General features: G+C 64.6%; 20 protein-coding genes. 12 read left to right on the top strand and 8 right to left on the bottom strand.

The window, feature by feature from the left end:
* Positions 1 to 22 precede the first annotated feature (22 nt).
* The 4 genes from D1Y84_RS08020 to D1Y84_RS08035 all read right to left on the bottom strand — a co-directional run bounded on the left by D1Y84_RS08020 (position 23) and on the right by D1Y84_RS08035 (position 3,789).
* The gene (locus tag D1Y84_RS08020) at positions 23 to 1,222 is read right to left on the bottom strand and encodes an acyltransferase (RefSeq protein ID WP_124848050.1); all 1,200 of its coding nucleotides are present in this window, start codon (positions 1,220 to 1,222) and stop codon (positions 23 to 25) included.
* A 10-nt stretch (positions 1,223 to 1,232) separates the two neighbouring features.
* The gene (locus D1Y84_RS08025) at positions 1,233 to 1,448 is read right to left on the bottom strand and encodes a hypothetical protein (RefSeq protein WP_124848051.1); all 216 of its coding nucleotides are present in this window, start codon (positions 1,446 to 1,448) and stop codon (positions 1,233 to 1,235) included.
* A gap of 712 nt (positions 1,449 to 2,160) precedes the next feature.
* Positions 2,161 to 3,159, bottom strand: a complete 999-nt coding sequence (locus tag D1Y84_RS08030; protein WP_124848052.1) for a hypothetical protein — start codon at positions 3,157 to 3,159, stop codon at positions 2,161 to 2,163.
* Between the two features lie 234 nt (positions 3,160 to 3,393).
* Positions 3,394 to 3,789: a sigma factor-like helix-turn-helix DNA-binding protein gene (locus D1Y84_RS08035; protein ID WP_158615380.1), complete on the bottom strand. Its 396-nt coding sequence runs from the start codon at positions 3,787 to 3,789 to the stop codon at positions 3,394 to 3,396.
* An 844-nt stretch (positions 3,790 to 4,633) separates the two neighbouring features.
* On the opposite strand from D1Y84_RS08035, the gene D1Y84_RS08040 reads away from it, so the two are divergent.
* The 3 genes from D1Y84_RS08040 to D1Y84_RS08050 all read left to right on the top strand — a co-directional run bounded on the left by D1Y84_RS08040 (position 4,634) and on the right by D1Y84_RS08050 (position 6,912).
* Positions 4,634 to 5,257, top strand: coding sequence for a helix-turn-helix domain-containing protein (locus D1Y84_RS08040; RefSeq protein WP_158615381.1), 624 nt, complete (start codon positions 4,634 to 4,636; stop codon positions 5,255 to 5,257).
* Positions 5,258 to 5,323: 66 nt separating this feature from the next.
* Positions 5,324 to 5,569: a hypothetical protein gene (locus D1Y84_RS08045; protein ID WP_233581269.1), complete on the top strand. Its 246-nt coding sequence runs from the start codon at positions 5,324 to 5,326 to the stop codon at positions 5,567 to 5,569.
* Between the two features lie 284 nt (positions 5,570 to 5,853).
* Positions 5,854 to 6,912 (top strand): Gfo/Idh/MocA family protein, encoded by a 1,059-nt coding sequence (locus D1Y84_RS08050; protein ID WP_124848055.1) that lies wholly within the window; start codon positions 5,854 to 5,856, stop codon positions 6,910 to 6,912.
* 102 nt (positions 6,913 to 7,014) lie between these two features.
* Here the strand turns inward: D1Y84_RS08050 and glyA are convergent, their stop codons facing one another.
* Positions 7,015 to 8,433: a serine hydroxymethyltransferase gene (gene glyA / locus D1Y84_RS08055; protein WP_305000441.1), complete on the bottom strand. Its 1,419-nt coding sequence runs from the start codon at positions 8,431 to 8,433 to the stop codon at positions 7,015 to 7,017.
* A 172-nt stretch (positions 8,434 to 8,605) separates the two neighbouring features.
* Between glyA and D1Y84_RS08060 the strand changes: the two genes are divergently transcribed.
* The 3 genes from D1Y84_RS08060 to ampH all read left to right on the top strand — a co-directional run bounded on the left by D1Y84_RS08060 (position 8,606) and on the right by ampH (position 11,947).
* Positions 8,606 to 9,073 carry a BlaI/MecI/CopY family transcriptional regulator gene (locus D1Y84_RS08060; protein WP_124848056.1) on the top strand — a complete coding sequence of 156 codons (468 nt, stop codon included), beginning with the start codon at positions 8,606 to 8,608 and terminating at the stop codon, positions 9,071 to 9,073.
* Positions 9,074 to 9,308: 235 nt separating this feature from the next.
* On the top strand, positions 9,309 to 10,457 hold the full coding sequence (locus D1Y84_RS08065; RefSeq protein ID WP_158615382.1) for a M56 family metallopeptidase: 1,149 nt from the start codon (positions 9,309 to 9,311) through the stop codon (positions 10,455 to 10,457).
* 167 nt (positions 10,458 to 10,624) lie between these two features.
* Positions 10,625 to 11,947: a D-alanyl-D-alanine-carboxypeptidase/endopeptidase AmpH gene (ampH, locus tag D1Y84_RS08070; protein WP_158615383.1), complete on the top strand. Its 1,323-nt coding sequence runs from the start codon at positions 10,625 to 10,627 to the stop codon at positions 11,945 to 11,947.
* Positions 11,948 to 12,027: 80 nt separating this feature from the next.
* Here ampH and D1Y84_RS08075 read toward each other — a convergent pair whose 3' ends face one another.
* The 3 genes from D1Y84_RS08075 to D1Y84_RS08085 all read right to left on the bottom strand — a co-directional run bounded on the left by D1Y84_RS08075 (position 12,028) and on the right by D1Y84_RS08085 (position 15,376).
* Positions 12,028 to 13,230, bottom strand: a complete 1,203-nt coding sequence (locus D1Y84_RS08075) for an alpha/beta hydrolase family protein (protein WP_124848059.1) — start codon at positions 13,228 to 13,230, stop codon at positions 12,028 to 12,030.
* Positions 13,231 to 13,408: 178 nt separating this feature from the next.
* Positions 13,409 to 14,662: an alanine racemase gene (gene alr / locus D1Y84_RS08080; protein ID WP_124848060.1), complete on the bottom strand. Its 1,254-nt coding sequence runs from the start codon at positions 14,660 to 14,662 to the stop codon at positions 13,409 to 13,411.
* A gap of 3 nt (positions 14,663 to 14,665) precedes the next feature.
* Positions 14,666 to 15,376 (bottom strand): DUF4440 domain-containing protein, encoded by a 711-nt coding sequence (locus tag D1Y84_RS08085; protein WP_158615384.1) that lies wholly within the window; start codon positions 15,374 to 15,376, stop codon positions 14,666 to 14,668.
* Positions 15,377 to 15,496: 120 nt separating this feature from the next.
* Here D1Y84_RS08085 and D1Y84_RS08090 point away from each other — a divergent pair, with 120 nt between their 5' ends.
* From D1Y84_RS08090 to D1Y84_RS08120, 6 genes are all read left to right on the top strand, one after another.
* The gene (locus D1Y84_RS08090; RefSeq protein ID WP_124848062.1) at positions 15,497 to 16,078 is read left to right on the top strand and encodes an AhpC/TSA family protein; all 582 of its coding nucleotides are present in this window, start codon (positions 15,497 to 15,499) and stop codon (positions 16,076 to 16,078) included.
* A 104-nt stretch (positions 16,079 to 16,182) separates the two neighbouring features.
* A complete protein-coding gene (locus tag D1Y84_RS08095; protein WP_124848063.1) occupies positions 16,183 to 16,791 on the top strand; it encodes a hypothetical protein in 609 nt (202 codons plus the stop codon).
* Between the two features lie 166 nt (positions 16,792 to 16,957).
* On the top strand, positions 16,958 to 18,352 hold the full coding sequence (gene dnaB, locus D1Y84_RS08100) for a replicative DNA helicase (RefSeq protein WP_124848064.1): 1,395 nt from the start codon (positions 16,958 to 16,960) through the stop codon (positions 18,350 to 18,352).
* Positions 18,353 to 18,703: 351 nt separating this feature from the next.
* Complete coding sequence (locus D1Y84_RS08105; RefSeq protein ID WP_255424341.1) at positions 18,704 to 19,951, top strand: RNA-directed DNA polymerase; 1,248 nt, start codon at positions 18,704 to 18,706, stop codon at positions 19,949 to 19,951.
* A gap of 583 nt (positions 19,952 to 20,534) precedes the next feature.
* Entirely contained in the window at positions 20,535 to 20,738 is a 204-nt protein-coding gene (locus D1Y84_RS08115; RefSeq protein ID WP_124848066.1) for a hypothetical protein, read from the top strand.
* Positions 20,739 to 21,038: 300 nt separating this feature from the next.
* Positions 21,039 to 21,704 carry an HAD family hydrolase gene (locus D1Y84_RS08120; RefSeq protein WP_124848067.1) on the top strand — a complete coding sequence of 222 codons (666 nt, stop codon included), beginning with the start codon at positions 21,039 to 21,041 and terminating at the stop codon, positions 21,702 to 21,704.
* Positions 21,705 to 21,785: the final 81 nt, after the last annotated feature.

Consider the following 21,785-nt stretch of genomic DNA (forward strand, 5'->3'; position numbering starts at 1 on the left):
GCGGGCCCATCCTGCAGCACTCTCAGCCCCGCGGCACGTCCACAGGGAACGCAGGGTCCATCCCTGGAATATGCACCGTCGCACCCGGTCGCCCGCCCCGCAGAAAGCGCCGGCTCAGCCACGCACGCACCGGCTCGTCATACAGCTTCAGGCACGCATACGCCATCGCCACCGCCACCAGCCACAGCAGCACGCCCCATCCCGCCCGCTCGGCCAGCGTGCGCGGCCCACGCGCAATCCATGCCGTGTAAATGTAGATCAGCGGATAATGCGTGATGTACAGCGGATACGAGATATCGCCGAACAGCCGGCACAGCCGCGTCGAAACATTGCCCGCATCCCGCTGCCCCGCGCCGATCGCCACAATGATCGGGAACACCACGATGATGCAGAACGCCTCGTACAGCCCATTCACCCACAGGTGCTCAGGACCGCCAAAACGTGGCAGCGAAAAGCACACCACCAGCAAAACACTGCACACCAGGAAGCCCTGTCGCATCGGCAGCCGCCAGCCCGAACGCATCAACAGCACGCCCGCGAAAAACGGAAACATGAGCCGTGCAAAGCCGATGTGGAGCTGCGGCGCATTCAGCGCCCATCCCCCGATCACATCGCCCTCGCCCGTCACCAGCATGTGCACCAGGAAAGCGGCAGACAGCGCGCACAGCACGCCCATCCACCGGTTCGAGAGCTTGCGCAGGCCCACCGCATACAGGATGTTCGCGACGTACTCGAAGAACAGCGACCACGCCGGCCCGTCCAGCGGATGCATCTCGTCCCAGCCGCGAATATCGAGCTGCGTCGGCAGCGGCAGCAGCGTGCAGCCCAGCAGCATCACCAGCAGCATGCTCCACACTGGCGTCGCGCTGACCAGCTTGAAAGCAGGGCCGCCCTGGAAGTAAAACAGCGCCGCGCCAATCAGGCTGCCAACGATCACCATCGGTTGCAGACGAATCAGGCGCCGCTTGTAAAACTCCCACTGGCCCATGCGGGTCCAGCGGTCGTCGTAGGCATACGCCACCACAAAACCCGAAAGCAGGAAGAAAAAATCCACGGCCAGGTAGCCGTGATTGATGATCTGCCGGAAGCGCACGCCGTAGTCGTTGGGTTCAAGGGCGTGGAACGCAACCACAAGCAGTGCCGCAACGCCGCGCAGGCCGTCCAGCACCTCGTAATGACTCTTCGGCAGCGGATCGTTGGACAGTTTCTGTGTGTTGCGCATCGGCGCCCAACTATACCCAGCACACCCCACGATTGGCCACCGCCAGTCCGTCACTAACCTGTTCGGCCATCGCCTTTTCCATGCAGGCGCAGCTACCGCGCCCACACAGCCACCGCGCCCGCACCGCCGCCCCGGCGGCAACCCGGTCAAAGCTGAGCGGGTCCAGCGCAATCTCCGGAGGCAGCTCGTCCCATTGCCCCGACGCTCCCTCGGGGTTCAACCGCATGGCGTACTTGTCGGTATGCCGGGGTCGCGCGCGCTTCGAACCGTGATGTGCAGCACGCCGCCCCGGAGCGTTGCGCCCACCACCGGGTCGTGGCGCACGGCCACGCCAATATTCGCAAACGACCGTTGGTATTCGTCAGCTTCACAGGCCCGTCCATGCTGCCCGCGAGCACGCCCTTCGATGGTTGGAGTTCCAGAACAAACAGGTTGCGACCACCAGCCCGCATCACCCGTTCCCCGCCAACGCCCCGGCCCAGCCCCCTGCGCTCAGCACACCCCAGCCGGCCCGATCCAGGGCGCAAGCAGCAAGCAACAGAACGCAATCCGCAGAACAGCCTTCATGCACATGCCGCGATTGAAAGGCCACGCGCCACGCCCACAATCACATTTGCTCCCGGTCGCGATACGCGCCCTCCCATCAACGCGACGCGACCTGTTCGATCGCAGTCAACACGAACTGATCGATTCCAGATGATCCGTGACAGGCACCCATAGCTCTTGGAGAGTTCAGTCCACTGGTCAGCCATAAGCCGGCGGCTCTGGTTGGCGCACAAAAAACTGCGAAAGGGTGCAGCGTCCAGCCGCGCTGTACTCGCCGCCAGCCATGCCATCCCGGCAACACCGGCCGTACCCAGTCGCCATGCTTCCACTCGCGATTTTCAACCCGAGCCCCGGACCCGAGCCCCGGACCCGAGCCCCGGACCCGAGCCCGCTCAGCTCCCAAAATGTCGTGCCGCTTGCTGCGCCGCCTGCCGCGCGCGCACAACGCGCCGCGCACCCAGCCACACCAGCCACACCGCGGCCACCAGCAGCACAGCATTGCTGACCCGCATGGCCACGATCCCACCGAGCAGCGGCTTCTGCGCAAACGCCCGCACTCCATAGTCCATCGCCCCGGCTGCCGCCACGCTCAGCGCATGCAGCCCACCCCATTTTGCCCTCTGCGTATACACCGACAGCAGCATCAGGAACACCGCGTCCAGCGCCAGCATGGCCAATACCGCACCCCAGCCCCAGCGGGCCGGCGTCTGCAGCACGCCCATGCCCAGCACAAAGGTCGCCGCTCCTGTCGCCCACGGGCTCGGCACGCCGCCGGCCCCGGCGCTGGCCCCGCGCACCGGCAGCAGCCATGCAGCGCCCACCAGCAACAGGCTCAGCCCCGCCACGCTCACAAGCTGCGCCGCCGAGGCCACAAAATGGTTCTGCTTCCACCCAATGGCGAAACTTGCGGCCGAGCCCAGCACAAACACCACGGCCACCAGGGCCACGCCGCCCCGTCCAAGCCACGGCACATGGGCTTCCTCCGGAAACAAAGCCTCCACCAGCGCGATCGACACGCCCATGCTCCAGAACGTGTGCAGGTTCAGCATCAGCAGCGTCCACCATGCGCCAATGCCCCACTCCGGCACGTACGCATGGTCCAGCAGGTGCATGTGTATCTTCAGGTAGTCCGGGTTGAACAGCGACTGCGTCACAAGGCCCTCGCTGGCCAGCCCGTACGCCGCACCCAGCAGCAGCATCCCCGGCCACCCCTGGCCCCGGCGTCGCGCTGTCTCGCGCACCAGCACGGCCGCTCCCCCGTAAGCCGGCACCAGCACCGCCAGCACCGCCAGCAGCGTGATCGGGAGGTCGCCCAGCAGGTATTCCGCCACCAGCGGGCTCACCAGCAACAGGCACACCACCGCGGCGAACTTTCTTCCGGGCACGGCCATGGTTCCCTCCTCATCCTGCGAACGTGCGCAAGGCGCCGCGAGGCGCACCGACACTCTACCGCCGCCGCGCGGCCGTGCGCCCACTTGTTTGCGCACAAAAACACCTGCCCCATCGCACCGGACTGCCCCAGATTCCGTGAGTCCGCGCGTCCCTCACCGCGCCCACCCGCGCCCACCGCGCCATCCCCGAGGCAGGAGCTACTTCCCCTGCCTCGGGCCCCACGCACACGCACGCTACTGCCCGTCGTACAGCGGACCCACCTCCAGCAACTCCTTCTCCAGGAAAATAGCCGTGAGCCGGTCAATCGCCTCGCCGTACTTCCGCACCACCGTCCGCAGGCTCTGCTTGGTTAAATCCGCCGCCTCCGCCTGCGTGTACTCCTGCAGCGCGATCCGCGCCACCAGCTCCTTCTCCTCCGGGCTCAGCTGCCGGAGGCACCGGTCGACGTCATACACAAAAATCACCGCGTCCTCGAAGCTCCGCACCCGGTAGCTCGATACCTTGCCCCGGAACATGCAGTTGCCAAGCACCGACGGCACCTGGCCCATCCGCAGCGAAACTTGCATGTATCGCCGCAGCAACAACTCCGTGTACCGTCGGTAAAAGGCCAGCGATGTGATCGGCACCATCACCGTTCCCTTTTTCTTTCGAGGATCCACCGGGAGGTTTTGCCATGCACTCACCTGCGGTACCCGCATCGCCATGCCGCCGCTCAACGGACACCGCCCGCGGCCACATTCGGCTCGTACCCGGCGCCCTCAGCCAGCCCCACCCGGCCTGCCTGCTTCTTGGGCGGTCGCCCCGGTCGCAGGCGCGTCTTTGGATCGGGAAAATGCTGCAAAACATCCACGCATGGTGCGCAGTACACCCCGGCTCCCTGCTGCTTTCGGAACCACAGCGTTCCGCATCCCTCGCACACCTTCAAATCAACGCGCTGGTAGGTCATTTGCCCTCACAAGTCGAAAAAATCACTGCAACACTCTCCGCAGGCCTGTTGAAAAAGTCCAAAATCGCTTCTGGAAGTCCCCCCGCTTCGCCCCGTTCAGCCTGATTTCGCCTTTTCTTCGGTAACCATATTGGCGAGCGCACAATTTTCTTTCACTTTTTTTTCCTGTACCGGAACTGCCGCTGGAGCGTCGCAGCGTGCATTTCGCGCCAGGGCGCGAAATGCACGAAAACCCGCGTCCCACGCGCATTCCGGCACAATCTTCGGGTGAAAGTACCCCCACCCTACCCCCCCTCCACCCCACTGCGTCAATCGCTATAAGCAACCGCTAGTTACGCGAATAAGTTTCAGAATTCGCAACTTACAGAGCGGCAGCCGATCTGTTCGGCGACACTTGCCTTTGGGCAATCCTTTGTCAGGGAACAGCCATAGCTTCCCGGCATTTTTGTGCCATTTTCCGCCAGATGAATTTTTCGCAATTGCATGAGCGGTTGCGCTTGGAATTGCTCGACAGAATTGAGCGGGGAGTGATCACAGCTTCACTGCTCGCGCGCAAAACAGGCTTGCAGCAGCCGCACATTTCGAACTTCCTCCGCAATAAGCGGCGACTCAGCCTGCCTGCGCTTGACCGTGTGCTCGCTGCACTTGGTCTCTCCGCCGCTGAGCTTTTTCCTGCGCCCGCAAAAGCTGATCCCTCGCCCTCCCAGGGCATCCCCATCACCTCGTCGCAAAGCGCCATGCATGATGAGTTCATCCGGGCAGCCTCCGTCAGTGCCTATGTCACGCTGCCGCCGGCCATGCTCGCGCAGCTCCACGGGCCGCAGGACGGTCGCCGCCGCGTCGCTCGCGAGCGCTTCGTCGCCATCGCCCTTTCCGCCGAGCAGGCCGCTCCCATGGAGCCGCGCCTGCGCCCCAACTCCATCGTGGTGCTGGATCGTCACACCAACATGCCCACCGGTGCTCCCGACGACATCTTTGCCGTCGAGGTGCGCGGCGCCCTGCACCTCGGCTTCCTCGTCTTTGAGCAGAAGCACTTCCTGTTGCGTCCCCACGCCCTCCACTACCCGGTGGAACTGCTGCCCGTCCCGCCCGCCGCCTCCCCCGCGGATCTCGTTGTCGGCCGCGTCGTGGCCGTGCTCACCCGCCTCTAGCAAGCAGCCAAGCCTGCCGATTTGTTAGCATCGGCCTCGGAGGGTCTTTCCCTCGGAGAGTTTTCCATGTCTCAGACAGACCAGACAGTGTCCGCATCGCAGAAAGACCAGATCACCAGCGGCAACCATGTGCGCCGCAACGAGGACATCGCACTCGACCTGCTCAAGTTCGTTGCCTCCACCACCAACATCCTCCGCACCACCAGCCCCTCCACCGGCTTCACCGCCCCGGCCACGCAAAAGCCTGAGGACCAGGTGACCCTCCTGCTCGACCTCTACAGCCGCTGCCTGTCCACCATCCAGGGCGAGTAATCTGCCGGCGGCCGCAGCCTCACCGGGGCAGTGTCGCTACGGCGCTGCCCGGTCACCCAGGGCTCGGCCCCAGGCTCGCACAGCGTGGCTCCAAGGTCTGGCTTCAGGGTGTGGCTCCAGAACGGATGAGCAGGCTGATACACCCCGCCGCCACACCGCGCCAGCCCCTTGCGCCGCTTCCCGCCAGCCCAGACACCCGGCCTGCATAGGCTGACCCGCCCGCATCGTAAAGGGAGCCGCCGCCCGGGCCGCCGCGCAGCGCACACCAGGAGCACACCGCCGCAATGTCCCTCGCATCTCTCCCGCTCGACCCCGGCACTCTCCACCTGGCCGTCTGCGGTGCCGGCGCCTTCGGCCGCAACCACGTGCGTGTGTATCGCGAGCTCGCCGCTGCCGACCCGTCTCTGCATCTCGCCGCCGTGGTCGATCCTGACCCCGCCCGCATCGCCGACGCCGGCGTCCCGGTGTTCCGCTCCACCGAGGACATGCTGGCTGCCATCGCACGCGGCGACCTGCGCGTCGATGCCGCCAGCGTCTGCGTTCCCACCTCGCTCCATCACGCGGTCGCCGCCCAGCTCCTGGCCGCGGGCATCCACGTGCTGGTGGAGAAGCCCATCAGCAGCACCCTTGCCGAGGCCGACGACCTGATCGCCCTTGCGGCCCAGTACCAGCGCGTGCTCATGGTCGGCCATCTCGAGCGCTTCAATCCTGCTGTGGCAGCGCTCGCGCCCCTGCTGCGCGGCCCCATGTTCTTTGAGGCGCACCGCCTCAGCATTTTTTCTCCGCGCTCGCTCGACGTCGACGTGGTGCTCGACCTCATGATTCACGACCTCGACATCGTGCTGCACCTCGCGCAGTCGGCTGTGCGCCACGTCCACGCCGTGGGCCTGCCCATCCTTTCCCGCAAGACCGACATCGCCAACGTGCGCGTCGAGTTCGAGTCCGGCTGCGTCGCCAACTTCACTGCATCGCGTGTCTCTACCGAGCGCGTCCGCAAGCTGCGCTTCTTCCAGCCGCACCAGTACCTGTCCATCGACTATGCCCGGCAGGACCTCCTGGTGATCGAAGTGCAGCCGCCCGCAAGCGCACCCGTCCCCCCAATCGAGGCACCCGCTGCCGGCAGCTCGCTGCCAACACTGGGCATGCAAAAGCCCTCGGTCCAGCAGGGAGAGCCCCTCCGGCTCGAGCTCCAGGCCTTCCTTCACGCCATCCGCTCAAGCGAAGCACCCGCCGTTACCGGTGCCGATGCCCGCGCCGCCCTGGCACTCGCCCTGCAGATCCAGCAGGCCATCGAAGCCCACGCGCAGCACGCCGGCCTCCAGGCCTTTGTCGCCGGGCCCTAGTCCCACCCGGCGCGCCGCCCGGCCGTTGGTCAAACACAAACAGAAAGGGTTCTGCCGCCACGCAGCAGAACCCTTTGCCTTCTACCCCCGTCGACTGCCGATCTACGCCCGCACCAGCTCCGGCTGCCTGGCTTCCACGGCCTCTTCCGCCCGCCGCCGCGCATACAGCGGGAAGCGCTCACAAAGCTCCGCAACCTCGCCCTTGATGCGCTCCAGCTTTCCGGCATCCGCGCGCGCATCGAGCGCCTGTGCAATCCATCCCGCGATCACTTCCATCTCCGCCTCGCCCATCCCGCGCGTAGACAGCGCCGGCGTGCCCAGACGGATTCCCGAAGGCTTCATCGGCGGGTTAGTGTCGAATGGAATCGCGTTCTTGTTCACCGTGATCCCCGCCGCACCCAGCGCTGCCTCGGCTTCCGAGCCCAGCATGCCCCGCTCAAACACGTCCATCAGCACCACATGGGTATCGGTGCCGCCCGAGATCAACCGGAAGCCGTGCGCCTCAAGCCCGCGGCACAGCGCCTGCGCATTGCGCACCACCAGCGCCGCATACCCCGCGAAGCCCGGCTCCAGCGCCTCGCGAAACGCCACGGCCTTGGCTGCCACCACGTGCATCAACGGACCGCCCTGCTGTCCCGGAAATACGCAGCGGTCAATCAGTTTGCCCAGCTTGTCCAGCTCCGCCGCCTGCAGCTCGCCTGCGTTGTGCGTCGCCCCGGACACAGCCGTCCCATGCGCCCCCACACCATCGCCACCCGCCAGGATCATCCCCGACCGCGGCCCGCGCAGCGTCTTGTGCGTGGTGGTCGTCACCACGTCGGCATGTGGCAGCGGCGACGGGTGCACGCCGCCTGCCACCAGCCCGGCGAAGTGCGCCATGTCGATCATCAGCTTCGCGCCCACCTTGTCCGCGATCGCCCGCATCCGCGCAAAGTCAAACTGTCGCGGATACGCCGAGCCGCCACCGATCAGCAGCTTCGGCCGCTCGCGTTCCGCAATCTGCTCCAGCTCGTCATAGTCGATCGTTTCGGTCTCGCGCGACACCGCGTAGCTCGCCACCCGGTACAGCTTGCCCGAGAAGTTCAGCTTGTGCCCATGTGTCAGGTGGCCGCCATGCGCCAGGTCCAGCCCCAGGATCGTGTCGCCCGGCTCCAGCAGCGCCATCATCACCGCCGCGTTGGCCTGCGAGCCCGAGTGCGGCTGCACATTCACATAGCTCGCCCCGAACAGCCGCTTGGCCCGCTCCCGCGCCAGCGTCTCCACCACGTCCGCGTACTCGCAGCCCCCGTAGTACCGCTTGCCCGGGTAGCCTTCGGCGTACTTGTTGGTCAGCACCGATCCCGCTGCCTCCAGCACCGACTCCGAGACAAAGTTCTCCGAGGCAATCATCTCGAGGCCCTCGTGCTGCCGCGTAGCCTCCGCCTTCAGTGCCGCTGCAATCTCCGGATCCTGTTGCGCCAACGTGCGTGGTGTCTGGTTGAAAGTCATGTAGGGATTGTAAAGCGCCGCATCCCGGCCCATCCGTCCACCCCCCTCACGGTGTGTGGCAAAGACACACCATCCGCTGCAAACTTTCCGTGGCTCAGAGCGAGCGCCTTAACCCGTGAAAAAGGCGAAAACGCGCCACTCCTAAATTTTTAGTTGACGAGCATCGCGACGCCGGCCTAATGTCCTAAGCAATTAGGAGGCAGGAATGGCGAAGCAGGAGAAAAGCGCGCTCACCCCGCTCGAACTCAGGGTGATGCAGGCGATCTGGAGGCGCGGACCGGGCACGGTCGGCGAGGTGCAGGAGGAGCTCGGCGGAGCCCTGGCCTACACCACCGTGCAGACCATGCTCAACATCCTGGAGCGCAAGCAAAAGCTCACCCGCGCGCTTGCGGGCCGCTCCTACGTCTACACCGCCACCGTTACGGAAGCCCGCGCCTCCGGCCACGCCGTGCGCGACCTCATCGATCGCATGTTCGGCGGCTCCCCCGAGGAACTCGTCATGAGCCTCGTCCACAACCGCGAGATCGACCCCGACCGGCTTGCCGCCCTCGCCGAGCGGCTTGAAATCCTGCCCGCGCCCGACGCCCTCGCCGAGCCGGACAAGAAGAAGAAAGAAAGAAAAGACAAGAAAGACAGGAAAGACAAGAAGCACCGGAACAAGGAGGGCGCCTGATGTTCTCCTTCGCGCACCCGTTTCTCTCCGCGCTGTCCACGTGGCTCCTGGCTTACCTCGGCAACTCGCTCTGGCAGGTGCCGCTGCTGTATGCCGCGGCCTCGTGGATGGCGCGGCCCATCCGTGCCCTGGGCATCGCGGCGGAGCACCGGCTCTGGGTCGGCTGCGCCGTGCTGCAGTGCCTGCTCCCGGCCTGTCCACCGGTTTCGTGGCAGTGGCTGCGCAGCCTGGTGCCGTGGCCCGGTCGCGTGGCCATGGCACCCGGGCGCACGTCTCCGTCAGCTTTGGTCCCGGCCTCGCGCTTGAGCAGCTTCGCCTTCCCCATGCCCTGCTTGCTACCGCGACCCTGGCCTACGCAGCGGTGCTGCTGTATGTCGCCGCCCGCCTGCTCTGGCGGAGCGGACGCGTCCGCTCCATCGCGCGTGAGGCCACCCCCGCGCACCTCACCGGCGAGGCCGCGCTCTGCTGGGCTGCCTGCTGCCGCCACTTCGGCCTCGCCGGCACGCGCCGCGCTCCCGCGCTTGCGACCTCGCACGCCATTGCGGGCCCCGTCTCGATCGGCCTGCGACGACCCATGGTCCTGTTGCCTGTCGGCTTCCCCCACAGGGTCCGGCCCGAAGACCTCCGCACCGCCTTGGCGCACGAGTGCGCGCACATCGCCCGGCGCGACTTCGCCCTCAACCTTCTCTACGAACTGCTCGCCCTGCCGGTCCACTACCATCCGTTCGCCCGGCGCGCGCGCAGCCGTGTCACCGAGACGCGCGAAATGCTCTGCGACCAACTGGCCGCCGCGGCCACGGCAGGCGAACAGCAGTATGCGCGTTCCCTCTTGCGGCTGGCCGCGCTGTGCCTGCAGCCCCGGCGAGCCCCCGTCCCCCACGCCATCGGGATCCTCGATGCCAACGCGTTTGAAAGGAGAATCACCATGCTGACCCAACCCAAGCAGCCCATCGGGTGGGCGCGCAGGAGCCTCACCCTGGCCGCCTGCTCCTCGCTCGCCCTCGGTACCTGCGCCTCTGCCCTGGCACTGAGCCTCGACGTTCAGGTCCCTGCCGCCACAACGCCCGGCCCACGCTCCCCGGCTACCACGGGCAAGCCGCTCGTCGTTCCAGGCAAGGTCATGGCCGGGCAGGTGCTCACCCGCGTCGACCCCGTCTACCCGCCCGAGGCAAAAAAGGCCAAAATCCAGGGCACCATCGTCCTCCAGGCCGTGATCGGCAAAGACGGCACCATGCAGAACCTCAAGGTCGTCTCCGGCCCCGCGGAGCTTCAACGCTCCGCCATGGACGCAGTCCGCCAATGGACCTACAAGCCCTACCTGCTCAACGGCGATCCCGTCGAGGTAGACACCACGATCCACGTGACCTACTCCCTCGATCGCTGATCCCTCGAGCGCTGATCGCTGATCCCAGGCACGCGGCATCCGCGTCGATGCCGCACCGCCTCCCGGCCACTCCCGACCTGCTCCGCAAACGATCGGGAGTCGGCGGGCAGCCTCCGCCACACCCGCACTGCTGTGCCCACTCCCGGATCCTTGTACGCTGTGCCAAGATGACTCCCCTCGTCCCGTCGCGCAAGCGCAAGCCCCTGTGGCCAGCCCTGTTCCCCGCCGTTCCCGCAGCCCTGTCGCTGTGCCTGTTCCTCCACTCCTGCCTCGCGCAAACCCCAGCCCAGGCTCCGCTCCCGGCAGTCCCGGCCGCCACACCCATCGACGCCCTCGGCGCCTCGCTCTTCCAGCAGTCCGGCGCCACCGGCATGGTGCTGGTCCTGGTGCACGGCCACCAGGTGGTCCTCCGCGGCTACGGTGAGACCGCACCCGGGTCTCACCAGCCCCCCGCCCGCGACTCCGTCTTCCGTCTCTGCTCGCTCACCAAGATCTTCACCACCGACGTGCTCACCCGGCTCGTGCTCGACCAAACCGTGCGCCTCGACGATCCCCTGCAGCGGTTCGCCCCGCCCGGCATCGTCGTGCCCGCACGCGACGCCCCCATCCTCCTTGGTGAGCTCGCCACCCACACCGCCGCGCTGCCCCGCGAACTCCGCGAAGCCCCCGCGGGCACCCCGCACTTCACCTTTCCCGACCGCCGCACCCGCTGGAGCTGGCTTCCCAACCAGCGCCTGCTCAGCACGCCGGGCACTGCCGCGCTCTACTCCAACATCGGTTTTGACCTGCTCAGCGACGCTCTCGCCGCGGCCACCCACACCCAGTACGCCGCGCTGCTCGCCACCCGCACGCTCCGGCCGCTGCACATGGACCACACCACGTTCTTTCCCACCCCGGCACAGTGCAGCCACCTGCTGCTCGGCGCCTTTGACCAGGGCCCCTGCACGTCCACGGAACAGACCGCGGGCAGCTCCGGGCTCTACTCCACCGCATCCGACATGGCCATCTGGTTGCAATACCTGCTCGGTTCTAACACCCCGGCCATCGCTGCGCAGCCCTCCGCCGCCCAGGCCACCTACCTCCAGCCGGCCCAGCTCCTCCGCCAGAAAGGACTCGACCACGCTGGCGAGCCCACCGGCATCGGCCTTGGCTGGATCGACCTCCTGCCACCCGGCGACCCCTCCTACCTGGTGGAGAAAACCGGCGGAGGCGCCGGCTTCCACACCTACATTGCCCTCAACCACGCCACGCAAACCGCGGTCTTCCTCGCTGCCACCGACGGCCGCGTCGATACCCACCTCAACCTCTTCAACGCCGCCAACAAGCTCCTGCTCGCCGTCGCAGGCCTGCCCCCTCTGCCCGAGCCGGCGGCTCAACCCCTGCGACGCCCCGCCGGCGCACACACCACTCCTCGCTCACGCACCCGCGTCGCGGCACTGCACGCGCGCGTCGCCATCCGCCGCCGTGCCCATCCTCACCACCCGGCCTAGCGCCTCAGCCGCACGCAAAAAGGGGGCGCGCCAAAGCGCACCCCCAAGTCCCTGATCCTTAAATGCCCGCCAACAAGCCCTTAGTCCGCGAACGCCCCGTGCACAAACGAGCCGAGGTACCACCCGTCGATGAACTTGTATGGCGTTTCCCCGGTCGTGTAATGCCCGCACGGCAGCACCCTCGACTCGTGCCGGATCCCCAGCCGCCGGAAGTTCTCCAGCACCTGCAGCGAAAACTCCTCCAGGAACGTCAGGTCGTACGTCGCATGCACCACCAGCGTCCGGCGCTCGCGCTCCCGCGCCGTCGCCAGGAACCGGTCCATGTAATGGATCGGCGAAATCGCCCCCCACAGCCCGTTCAATCGCTCCTGTGTCAGCCCTGCCTGCTCAAACGCCGCACGAATATGCCGCGTGCTCTGCCCCGTCCACACCACGTCCCCAAAAGACGTTGACGCATGGTTGAACGCGCACACCTCCAGTCGTGGATCATGCGCCGCCGCCAGAAATGCGTAGCAGCTTCCCAGCGAGGTGCCCATTACCCCGAACTGCCGATATCCGTGTGCTTCGAGCCAGTCCACGCAGCACCGGATATCCACCACCGCCTGCCGGCAAGCCGCCAGCGTCCGGCCGATATTCGACGACACCGCGTAATCCGAACGCTCCAGCTCCGCAGGCCTGCGAATGTCGTGATACGGCTTGGACAGCCGCAGTGCCGAAACCCCGAACCGGTTGAACAGTGTGCACAGCGCATTGTGCGAAAACGCATCCGCATTCCACTGCGGCATGACGATAATCGCCTTGCGCGGCTGCTCGCCTGTCTGCCGATCCTCGGGCGCCGGGTACCACCGTGCATTGACCAGGTCATTTTCGGGAAACGGCGTCCGTACCGGCGACGTAAACCGCAGAAACTCCGCCGTGGGCAGCTCGCCCCGTGCCGCCCTGGCCTTCAGCTCCGCATCCTGCGCCAGCGTCTCCGGCCGCACATTGGTCGGGAACAGCTCCGGGTGACGCTCCTCGATCCGGTAATCCGTCGGCGCGCTGTAGCCAAAAAACGAGTCGCTGTCCGCCACGATCGCCTCGTTCACCGCCAGCATCGCCCGCTCGGCCTCGGCAAACGTCAGCTCTTCCTCATGCACCTCGGCGAGCGGCTCAATCGCCGCCGGCAGCGCATCCCGCAGCCACTCGAAGCCCCACTCCACCGGCCGCACAATCCGGTTCTCATCCCGCGTGGTTAACTCGGTCTCCCAGCGGAACATCCACTTCGCGTACCACTCATTCAGCATCAACACCTTTCCTGGCGGCCTGACCCAGTCAGCAAACCCGCAAACCCCGCCCCCCACGCTCACGCACAAGGCATAGAACTGCCGGCCCAAACACCCAACCGGCGCCCCATGTCTCGATTCCGAGATGTGGGAACCACCAAACCCCGCGCCTCAATCCCAGCAATAAAACACAAACCACCTACACCGCCACCCGCTGCACCCGCGCCCCTATCCCGCAAAACACCTCATACGGAATCGTGCCGCACCACTCCGCCAGCTCCTCCACCGCGATCCGCCCTGACCCCTGCGTTCCCAGCAGCACCACCTCGTCCCCAATCCCCACATCCGCAATCCCTGACACATCCACCACCGTCTGGTCCATCGACACGCGCCCCACGATCGGCGCGCGCCGCCCTCGGATCAGCGCAGCCCCTAGGTTCGACAGGCGCCGGTTCAGCCCGTCCGCATACCCCACAGGCAGCAGCGCCAGCCGCGTCGGCCCATTCGCGTGGAACGTCTCGTTGTACCCCACCGACGCACCCGCATCCACCACGCGCAGCGACGTCACCTCGCACTTCCAGCGCATCACCGGCTCCAGTGCAGCAGCGCTGCCGGCCTCTGCCGCCGCAGCCCCATCCGCCCGCACCAGCCGCGGCTCCACCCCGTACAACGCCAACCCCGGCCGCACCAGCAACGCCGCACCCTGTTTCTCCGCCATTGCAGCCAAACGGGCCAGCTCCACCCCGGCAAACGCGTTTACCGAGTTGCCGGCATGCACCCAGCGCGGCCTTACCCCGGCTTCCGCCAGTTGCTCCAGCGCCGCTGCCAGCAGCCCGCACTGTGCTTCCGTCACCGCCCCGGCCGTCCGATCCTCACCCACCACCTCCGGCGAAGAAAAATGCGTCAGCACCCCTTCGATCCGGAGCGGCGAGTCCCCTTCAAACCCGGCCCCCAGCAGCAACCGGCGCAAAGCCTCGCCCGGCGCCACCCCCTGCCGGCTCATGCCCGTATCAATTTCAAGATGTACCGCCACGGAGCGAGGTGCGCACCCGGCCCGCCGCGCAGCCGCGTCCAGCAGAGACAGGTGCCAGCCTTCCCACACCTGCGGCGTCAACGCGCGCTCCAGCAGCGCACCTTCCTCACCTGGGAAGAACCCCGACATCACCAGCACCCGGGGCCGCAGCGTCCCAAGCGCCCGTCGCAGCTCCAGCGCCTCCTCTACCGAGGTCACGCCCAGCCAGCTTTCGCCCACCTCCGCCGCCGACCGCGCAGCGATCCACTCGCACAGCGCCCGACCGCACAGCGCTGCGCCATGGCCATACGCATTCGCCTTGATTACCGCAACCAGCCCGGCGTGCACACGCGGCGTTGCCGACGCGCGGACCCGTGCTTCCAGCAGGTTGTAGTTGTGGAGCAGCGCCCCCAGCCGGATCTCGGCAACCAATGGCCGCATGCGCTAGCGCTGCGGGTTTGCGGATGCCGGCGGAGTCGCCGAAGCAGGTGCAGCCGATGGAGCAGGAGTCGCGTCCGGGGCATTCACGCCCGGCCTCGGGTCCGGTGCATCCCCCGAACCGGCCGGCGCCGTCGCGCCCGGCTTGGGCTGCGCGCCCTTGTACAGCAGCGGGATGTGGAACGGTTGCGCCGCGTTGGACTTCCGCTGCGGCTCCGCGGCAGTGGCCCGCCCCTTCGCGCCTTCGATCTGGTCCACTACCGCCGTACGCTGCGCGCTGATGCAGGCCCACGTATTGCGCGAGCGCTGGTACACGTGCGTAAAGATGCCACGCTCGTCCCGCGTTTTCTGGTCGTCCTTGAGGCGCAGGATGTACGTGCCTTGCACCACGGCTACGTCGCTCACCACCCGCACGTTCACAACCTTCTGCTCCACCGACAGCAGCGGCTCCGGCAGTCCGTTCAGCGTGTCCGCGATCGCCTGGTTACGCGTCAGCACCGCGCCCGAGGCGGAAATGTCGATAAACGTAGGCAGCAGCAGGTTCTCCAGCCCAAACTGGTCCTTGTTGGCCAGCGCCACGCTCCAGGCGTCTTCCAGCTTCTGGAACTGCAGCACGGGGCTCTGCGCCACCTGTGCCGCGGCCTGCACGGGCATCAGTGCCGCCGGTGCCAACACCATCGCGGCCATCAATACCGCCGAACGCCACCCAGCTGCCAACGTCCCTTTGCGTGTCCAATGCATAACTAATGGTCATTTTACGCAGGTTCCCGCTCACCCGCGAACCGCCATCTATCCTATGATGTTGCCAATGACCCCTGGCTGCCCGGAGACCGATGTATGAAAACAGCCCCTAAAGTAGCGATCCGCAGCGGCCTGCCCCCAGGTGTCCTGCCGCCCGACCCGGACTTGATCCGGCTCTTCAGCGAAACCAAAACCCAGAGCGGCAAGTCCCTCCTCGATGTGGCCGATAAGCAGCCCATCCTGCTCGTCTTCTTGCGCCACTTCGGCGACTCGTTTACCCGCGAAGCCATCCACGACATCTCCAAGGCCAAGCCCGCTCTCGACAAGCGCAACGTCCAGGTCGTCTTCGTCCACATGGCCGACGACGCCCGCGCTCTCCCCTGGTTTGAGAAGTACGGCCTCGGCTCGGCCGAGCGCGTCCACGACCCCGAGATGAAGCTCTACACCGCCCCCGTCTTCCACCTGCTCAAGAGCACCGTGCTGCCCCACTTCTTCGGCGCCCGCGCCTACTGGAAGCTTGCCAAGCGCGCCCTCTGGAAGTACGGCTTCGCCGGCCCCGGCAAGGAAGACCCCACCCAGCTCCCCGGAGTCTTCTTCATCAAGGACCGAGCCATCTACCGCGCATTCCGCCACAAATACCTGGGCGACCGCCCTGACTACAGCCTCTTCGGCGTCTAGCCGAAGCGGCCGTAGCCGCTTCAAAACCGCCTGCGCGGCCGGCGGCCACTTCGTGGCGTGTTCCTGTCCTCGTTGCTACACCAAATTTCTGAGGAGAAGCAATCGTGATTGAACACAAAATCTGGAAGGGCGATCTCTACGACGAACAGCCCGAAGGCAAGCGCTACATGATCATCGGCAATTCGCATTATCGGAATCCAGCGGATGCCGACACTGACGACTTCACCAAGATCTTGATGACAGCGGTCGCCGCGAGGGAGCAGCAGAAGTATCTTCCATTCTTCGCGATTATCCAGAAAGCGTTTAACCGCGATCACAAGCTGTGGACAGAAGTTGTGTTTCTCAACCTTGTGCCCGAGTGCATCGCTACGGCAGACGGCAAGTACAAGGAACCAACAGACGAGCAGGCGGCTCGTGGGCGCGGGCGCTTTTTGGAGGCACTACGCTGCTATCAGCCTGACAAAATCTTTGTTTTTAGCAATTCCCATAAGAAAGGCTGGCGGGCGCTCCCTGAGACTGATGAGGAACTGGATAGGGGTCACGCCGGCATAACCAAGATCCCCGATTTGCCGCCCGGGAGGCACTTTGAATATGGCTCCTACGCTATCCGGAATAAGAAGATGATGGCGTTTGGCCTGGCACATCCAGCAAGGGTAGGAAAAGAAGCAATCCCCGAATTGTTCCAGGCTGTTCAGTACGCCCTGAACTTCTAGCTGTCGTCACTGCCGACCAACGAGAGGCCCACCAAACCCCCAACGATCACCCGCCACGAAGTGGCCGCCAGCCGCGCAGGCGGTTTCCCTTTCCGTACCGCCTTTTCCCACTTTTCCAGCCCCCAGCCTTCGCCGGTGGAAATCCCGCAGAGTAGCCTGAAGCGGTATGGCGACCACACCTAACATCCAGTTCGAGCGCGGCCTCCCTGCCGCCATTGATGCCGAGCGCTCGATCCTCGGCGCCATCCTGCTCGACAACCACCTCTACAACGAGGCGGCCGAGCGCATCACCACCTCCGACTTCGCGCTGGACGCCCATCGACGCATTTACATGCGCATGGCTGAGCTCATCGACTCCGGCCGCGCCGTCGACATCATCACCCTCCGCGACATCCTCTCGCAGAACAAGGAAACCGAGGCCATCGGCGGCGTCGCCTACCTCGCCTCGCTCACCGAGAACCTCCCGCGCCGCCTCTCCATCGACGAGTACGTCCGCATCGTCAAGAACAAGTCGCTGCTGCGCCAGCTCATCCTGGTCTGCTCCGAGGCCATCACCCAGGCCGCCGACCAGGCCGACGACGCGCTCGACGTGCTCAACGCTGCCGAGTCCAAGCTGCTCGAAGTCACCGAGCACGGGGTGCAGCGCGGCTTTGCCTCCATTCCCGAGATCGTGCGCTCCTCCTTCGGCTCCATCGACCAGCTCTTCGCCGAAGGCTCCCGCGAGGTCACCGGTCTCGAAACCCACTTCACCGACTTCGACCGCATGACCTCCGGCCTCCAGAAGTCCGAGCTCATCATCATCGCCGCGCGCCCCTCCATGGGCAAAACCGCCTGGGCCATCAACATCGCGCAGAACGCCGCCGTGCGCGGCGCCGCGGTGGTCGCCGTCTTCTCGCTCGAAATGTCGAAGGAGTCGCTCCTGCGACGCATGCTCGCGTCGGAAGCGCTGGTCGACCAGCAAAAGATCCAGAAGGGTTACACATCGCGCGAGGACCAGGAAAAACTCGCCGAAGCCCTCGAGCGCCTCACCGAGTCGCAGCTCTTCATCGACGACACCCCCGGCATCTCCCTCACGGAAATGCGCGCCAAGGCCCGCCGCCTCCGCCAGATGCACGGCAGGCTCGACCTCATCGTCATCGACTATCTGCAACTGATGACCGGCGGCGCAGGCGGCGCGCCCGGCAAAAAGGGCTACGAGAACCGCACCCAGGAAGTCTCCGCCGTCTCCCGCGGACTCAAGGCCCTCGCCAAGGAACTCGACGTCCCCGTCATCGCCCTCTCGCAGTTATCGCGTGCCTCTGAGCAGCGCGGCGGCGACAAGAAACCCATGCTCTCCGACCTCCGCGAATCCGGCTCCATCGAGCAGGACGCCGACGTCGTCGCCTTCATCCACCGCGACAGCTACTACAACAAGGACGAAAACGGCCAACCCGACCCCGAAACGGAAGGCAAAGCCGAAATCATCATCGCCAAACAAAGAAACGGTCCGACCGGTTCAGTGCATCTGGCATATCTGTCCAAATGCACGAGATTCGAAAACCTGGCCTTCGGCGGCGAGTGACAAGATTCGCATCACAAGAAGAGGAGGTCCCACATATCCACACTTAGTGCTTTCTTAAAAAAGGGCTATTTCCCGCGTGAGCTGCCGCCCTCGTTTCACACGGAGAAGTTCGCGCGATTCGCTGCTTCTACGGGACACTTGTGGCCAATGAGGCTTTGGACAAAACCGGTGGCGCATCATTTGTCACGTCCTGGAGGGGTCCGACGGACATTGAAAATCCCCAACCCCATACCCTACTTTGGTTGCTCGAAGCTGATGTCAGACAACTGGCCCGCACTTAGCCTCCATATGGAACAGGAGAGGTTGTCAGCTACCAGGCCCTTTTCGCCCAGGGGTTGTCCTCGCGCGATCATGTCCAGATACGGGCTGAGTGAAAGATCAAGGCTACGAGCATTAAAGCGAAGAGGGTACAAGTATTTGTTGAAGGCAGACCTGAGTCAATTCTACCCAACGCTTTACACACATTCGATACCTTGGGCTCTCCACTCAAAGGCGGCCTCCAAATCTGTTTTAAAAAATAAAGCAAAGACTAAGTCGCTCGGCGATAACATAGATCTTTTTCACATGTATATGAATGACGGCCAGACTCATGGAATAGCCATAGGGCCAGACATCTCGCATATCACTGCAGAGATCGTGATGGCAGCTGTGGACCAGCAGCTCCTGCATCGTTATCGCTCACAGATATGTGGCTTCCGATACATAGATGATTTCGAGCTTTCATTTGAGACACTTAGTGAAGCAGAAACGGTGCTGGGCGGACTTCAGAGTATTCTCTCGACTTTCGAATTAAGTCTCAATTCGCGCAAAACTCAAATAGTCGATCTACCGCTGGGCCTTGAGGACCGCTGGGCAATTGACCTGAACAAATTTGTCATTCGAAACAAGAAGAGCCCCTCCGGTCAACGCAATGACTTCATAAGCTATTTCAGTACTGCGTTCGAGAGAGCCTCGACCGATCCAGCGAGCCCGATCTTGCGATATGCGCTGGCAAGGGTACAGAACGAAAACGTTGACCCAAAAGGGTGGGGAGCGTTTTGTAATTGCGTGTTGGGCGCGATCTCGGCTGATGCGTCGACTTTGCCCGCCGCGCTGGCAACATTACACAAGGTAGCAACAAAAGGGGGCCACAGCATTCCTAAAGGGCCATTGGGTCAGGTTCTGAACTCAGTTATCTCTAAACACTCGATAACGGGCGATGGAAATGAGGTTGCATGGGCGCTGTGGGCGTCTTTAGCTTGGTCGATTCCCATCAGCGCTGAAGCGGCGAAAACCTTAGGATTGATGGAAGACGATATAGTAGCGATTCTCGCTCTAGATGCGGAGTCGTCCGGACTTATCGACGCAAACGTGCTGGACAAACACGCGTGGAGCCTCTTGCTTAATGAGGACGATGCTCACATTGCAGAGCACTGGCTCTTGTCGTACGAAGCTACCAAGCGAAGGTGGTTAAGCTGCTCGGCTGTGAAAAACTGCACAACCTTCTCTGAGATGATGAACGCTGGAGTGTCGTTTTACAGCAGGAGAAGAAATAATCCTGATGAGTTGTTAAAGATCGGATCAATACCGGGCGGCAGGCTTCCCAATTTCTATGCATAGTGTCAAAAACTAGACCACGCCCAATCCTCAGGCGCACCGCACGGCCCACGCGCCACCGGGTTCCGATGGATGTACCGCAGCTTCTCCACCCGCTTGTCTTCGGAGAACACGTTGAGGTCGTAATACCTTCTCTGTCAGAACAGCCATTCTGTACCTCGCACAGCGACAGATAGCTTCAGCGCCTGCAACGCGGTCCCGAGCGAACACACCCGCGGCTCACCCAGGAGCAGGTGCACATGCTCCGACATCACCACGTACCCCACCAAAAAAAAAGTCATACCGCACCCGCACCCTCTCGCGCGCCCGCTCGAACAGCACCCGCGCCTCAGGCATGCCGAGATACGGCCGTCGCTGGGAGCAGGAAAACGTCACAAAACACAGCACGCCCGCACGCTGCAACCGCACCAGACCGATGGCATCGCGAGCATCGTAGCGCCCACCACTCGAGCGCAAGACATGGGGCACCCACCTCTCCGTTATCGCTGGCGCAAATTGGAAAAGAGGCAACGCGCACCCCACGTCTCCCGCACCCACAAGCCCGCACCCCGCCCACCGTGAGAAAATCAACCAAGGAGGACTCTCCATGACCGACTTCATCCCCAAGCCAAGCGGCGTCAAAATCGGCGGACTCGGCCGCAAGGCCCAGAAGCTCCTAGCCCTGCAGGAAAAAGCCGCGCACCTCAAGAGCGGCAGCAACCCCGCAGCCGGGGCACCCAGCCTCTCCGCCCAGTCCAAGGGCGCCAAGGTGCCCACCAAGAAGCCCAGCTTCCAGCGCAAGGCCGTTTAACCGACCCGCATCACCGCGCCAGCACAGGAACTCCCCGCCGGGGCTGCAGCCAAAAGCGCAGCCCCGCGCGTACGTCTGCCCGCAGTGCGGCAGCTTCCCGGGCGCCTCAGTCTTCCTCTCGACTCGTCCCGCACTGGGTTACCCATTGCCCCGGCCGTCCCGCAGTTCCCTGCACCCGCAAGCCCGCTCCTTCCGCAGCCCGCGCACATGCTGGGCCAGCCCGCACCCCGCCACGCGCGCATGTTGATGCGGTACGCAACGGCCTTCCCGTGCTGCGGTCCACCCGGCATCTCACCCCGCATGGCAGACGTACTCCTCACCGACATCGATGGCACCCTCGTGGACTCCAACGCCCTTCACGCCGAGGCATGGCGCCGCACCTTTGAGCACTTCGGCATCGAAACCGACCTCGCCCAGATGTGGTCGCAGATCGGCAAGGGTGGCGACCAGGTCATCCCCATCTTCGTCCCCAAGGCCGACCAGGAGCGGCTCGAGGAGTCCATCAAGAAATTCCGCAAGGACATCTTTCACCGCGACTACATGGCCCGCATCGTTGCCTTCTCCAAGTCGCGCGAACTCCTCCAGAAGGTCAAGCACTCCGGCATGCAGATCGTCATCGCCAGCTCATCGGAAAAGGAAGACCTCGGTACCTACGGCAAGATCGTCAAGATGGACGACCTCATCGATGAGGCCTCCTCCAGCGCCGACGCCGAGAACTCCAAGCCCGAGGGCGACATCTTCGCCGCGGCTATGAAGAAGGTCAATGCCAAACCCGCCCAGTGCATCGCCCTCGGCGACACCCCTTGGGACGCCCAGGCAGCCAGAAAGTGCGACGTTCCCACCATCGGCCTCACCTGCGGCGGCTGGAAGCGGCAGGACCTGCTCGATGCCGGCTGCATCGAGGTCTGGCAGGACCCCGCCGACCTCCTGCTCCACTACGAGCAGTCCGCACTCGCACGACGCTAGCCCCACGAGCACAAACCCCGGAAACGCCCTGCCACCCGGCGTCGACGCTCGCAATCCACGGTCACAGATTCCCGGGCGTTC

It is taken from the genome of Acidipila sp. EB88, from assembly GCF_003858395.1.
Classification (GTDB): domain Bacteria; phylum Acidobacteriota; class Terriglobia; order Terriglobales; family Acidobacteriaceae; genus EB88.

What these genes read in the sequence shown, in the direction of transcription:
- D1Y84_RS08020 (WP_124848050.1), bottom strand. Translation starts at nt 1,222, where the DNA reads ATGCGCAACACACAGAAACTGTCCAACGATCCGCTGCCGAAGAGTCAT.
- D1Y84_RS08025 (WP_124848051.1), bottom strand. Translation starts at nt 1,448, where the DNA reads ATGCGGTTGAACCCCGAGGGAGCGTCGGGGCAATGGGACGAGCTGCCT.
- D1Y84_RS08030 (WP_124848052.1), bottom strand. Translation starts at nt 3,159, where the DNA reads ATGGCCGTGCCCGGAAGAAAGTTCGCCGCGGTGGTGTGCCTGTTGCTG.
- D1Y84_RS08035 (WP_158615380.1), bottom strand. Translation starts at nt 3,789, where the DNA reads ATGGTGCCGATCACATCGCTGGCCTTTTACCGACGGTACACGGAGTTG.
- D1Y84_RS08045 (WP_233581269.1), top strand. Translation starts at nt 5,324, where the DNA reads ATGTCTCAGACAGACCAGACAGTGTCCGCATCGCAGAAAGACCAGATC.
- D1Y84_RS08050 (WP_124848055.1), top strand. Translation starts at nt 5,854, where the DNA reads ATGTCCCTCGCATCTCTCCCGCTCGACCCCGGCACTCTCCACCTGGCC.
- glyA (WP_305000441.1), bottom strand. Translation starts at nt 8,433, where the DNA reads ATGGGCCGGGATGCGGCGCTTTACAATCCCTACATGACTTTCAACCAG.
- D1Y84_RS08060 (WP_124848056.1), top strand. Translation starts at nt 8,606, where the DNA reads ATGGCGAAGCAGGAGAAAAGCGCGCTCACCCCGCTCGAACTCAGGGTG.
- ampH (WP_158615383.1), top strand. Translation starts at nt 10,625, where the DNA reads ATGACTCCCCTCGTCCCGTCGCGCAAGCGCAAGCCCCTGTGGCCAGCC.
- D1Y84_RS08075 (WP_124848059.1), bottom strand. Translation starts at nt 13,230, where the DNA reads ATGCTGAATGAGTGGTACGCGAAGTGGATGTTCCGCTGGGAGACCGAG.
- alr (WP_124848060.1), bottom strand. Translation starts at nt 14,662, where the DNA reads ATGCGGCCATTGGTTGCCGAGATCCGGCTGGGGGCGCTGCTCCACAAC.
- D1Y84_RS08090 (WP_124848062.1), top strand. Translation starts at nt 15,497, where the DNA reads ATGAAAACAGCCCCTAAAGTAGCGATCCGCAGCGGCCTGCCCCCAGGT.
- dnaB (WP_124848064.1), top strand. Translation starts at nt 16,958, where the DNA reads ATGGCGACCACACCTAACATCCAGTTCGAGCGCGGCCTCCCTGCCGCC.
- D1Y84_RS08105 (WP_255424341.1), top strand. Translation starts at nt 18,704, where the DNA reads ATGTCCAGATACGGGCTGAGTGAAAGATCAAGGCTACGAGCATTAAAG.
- D1Y84_RS08115 (WP_124848066.1), top strand. Translation starts at nt 20,535, where the DNA reads ATGACCGACTTCATCCCCAAGCCAAGCGGCGTCAAAATCGGCGGACTC.
- D1Y84_RS08120 (WP_124848067.1), top strand. Translation starts at nt 21,039, where the DNA reads ATGGCAGACGTACTCCTCACCGACATCGATGGCACCCTCGTGGACTCC.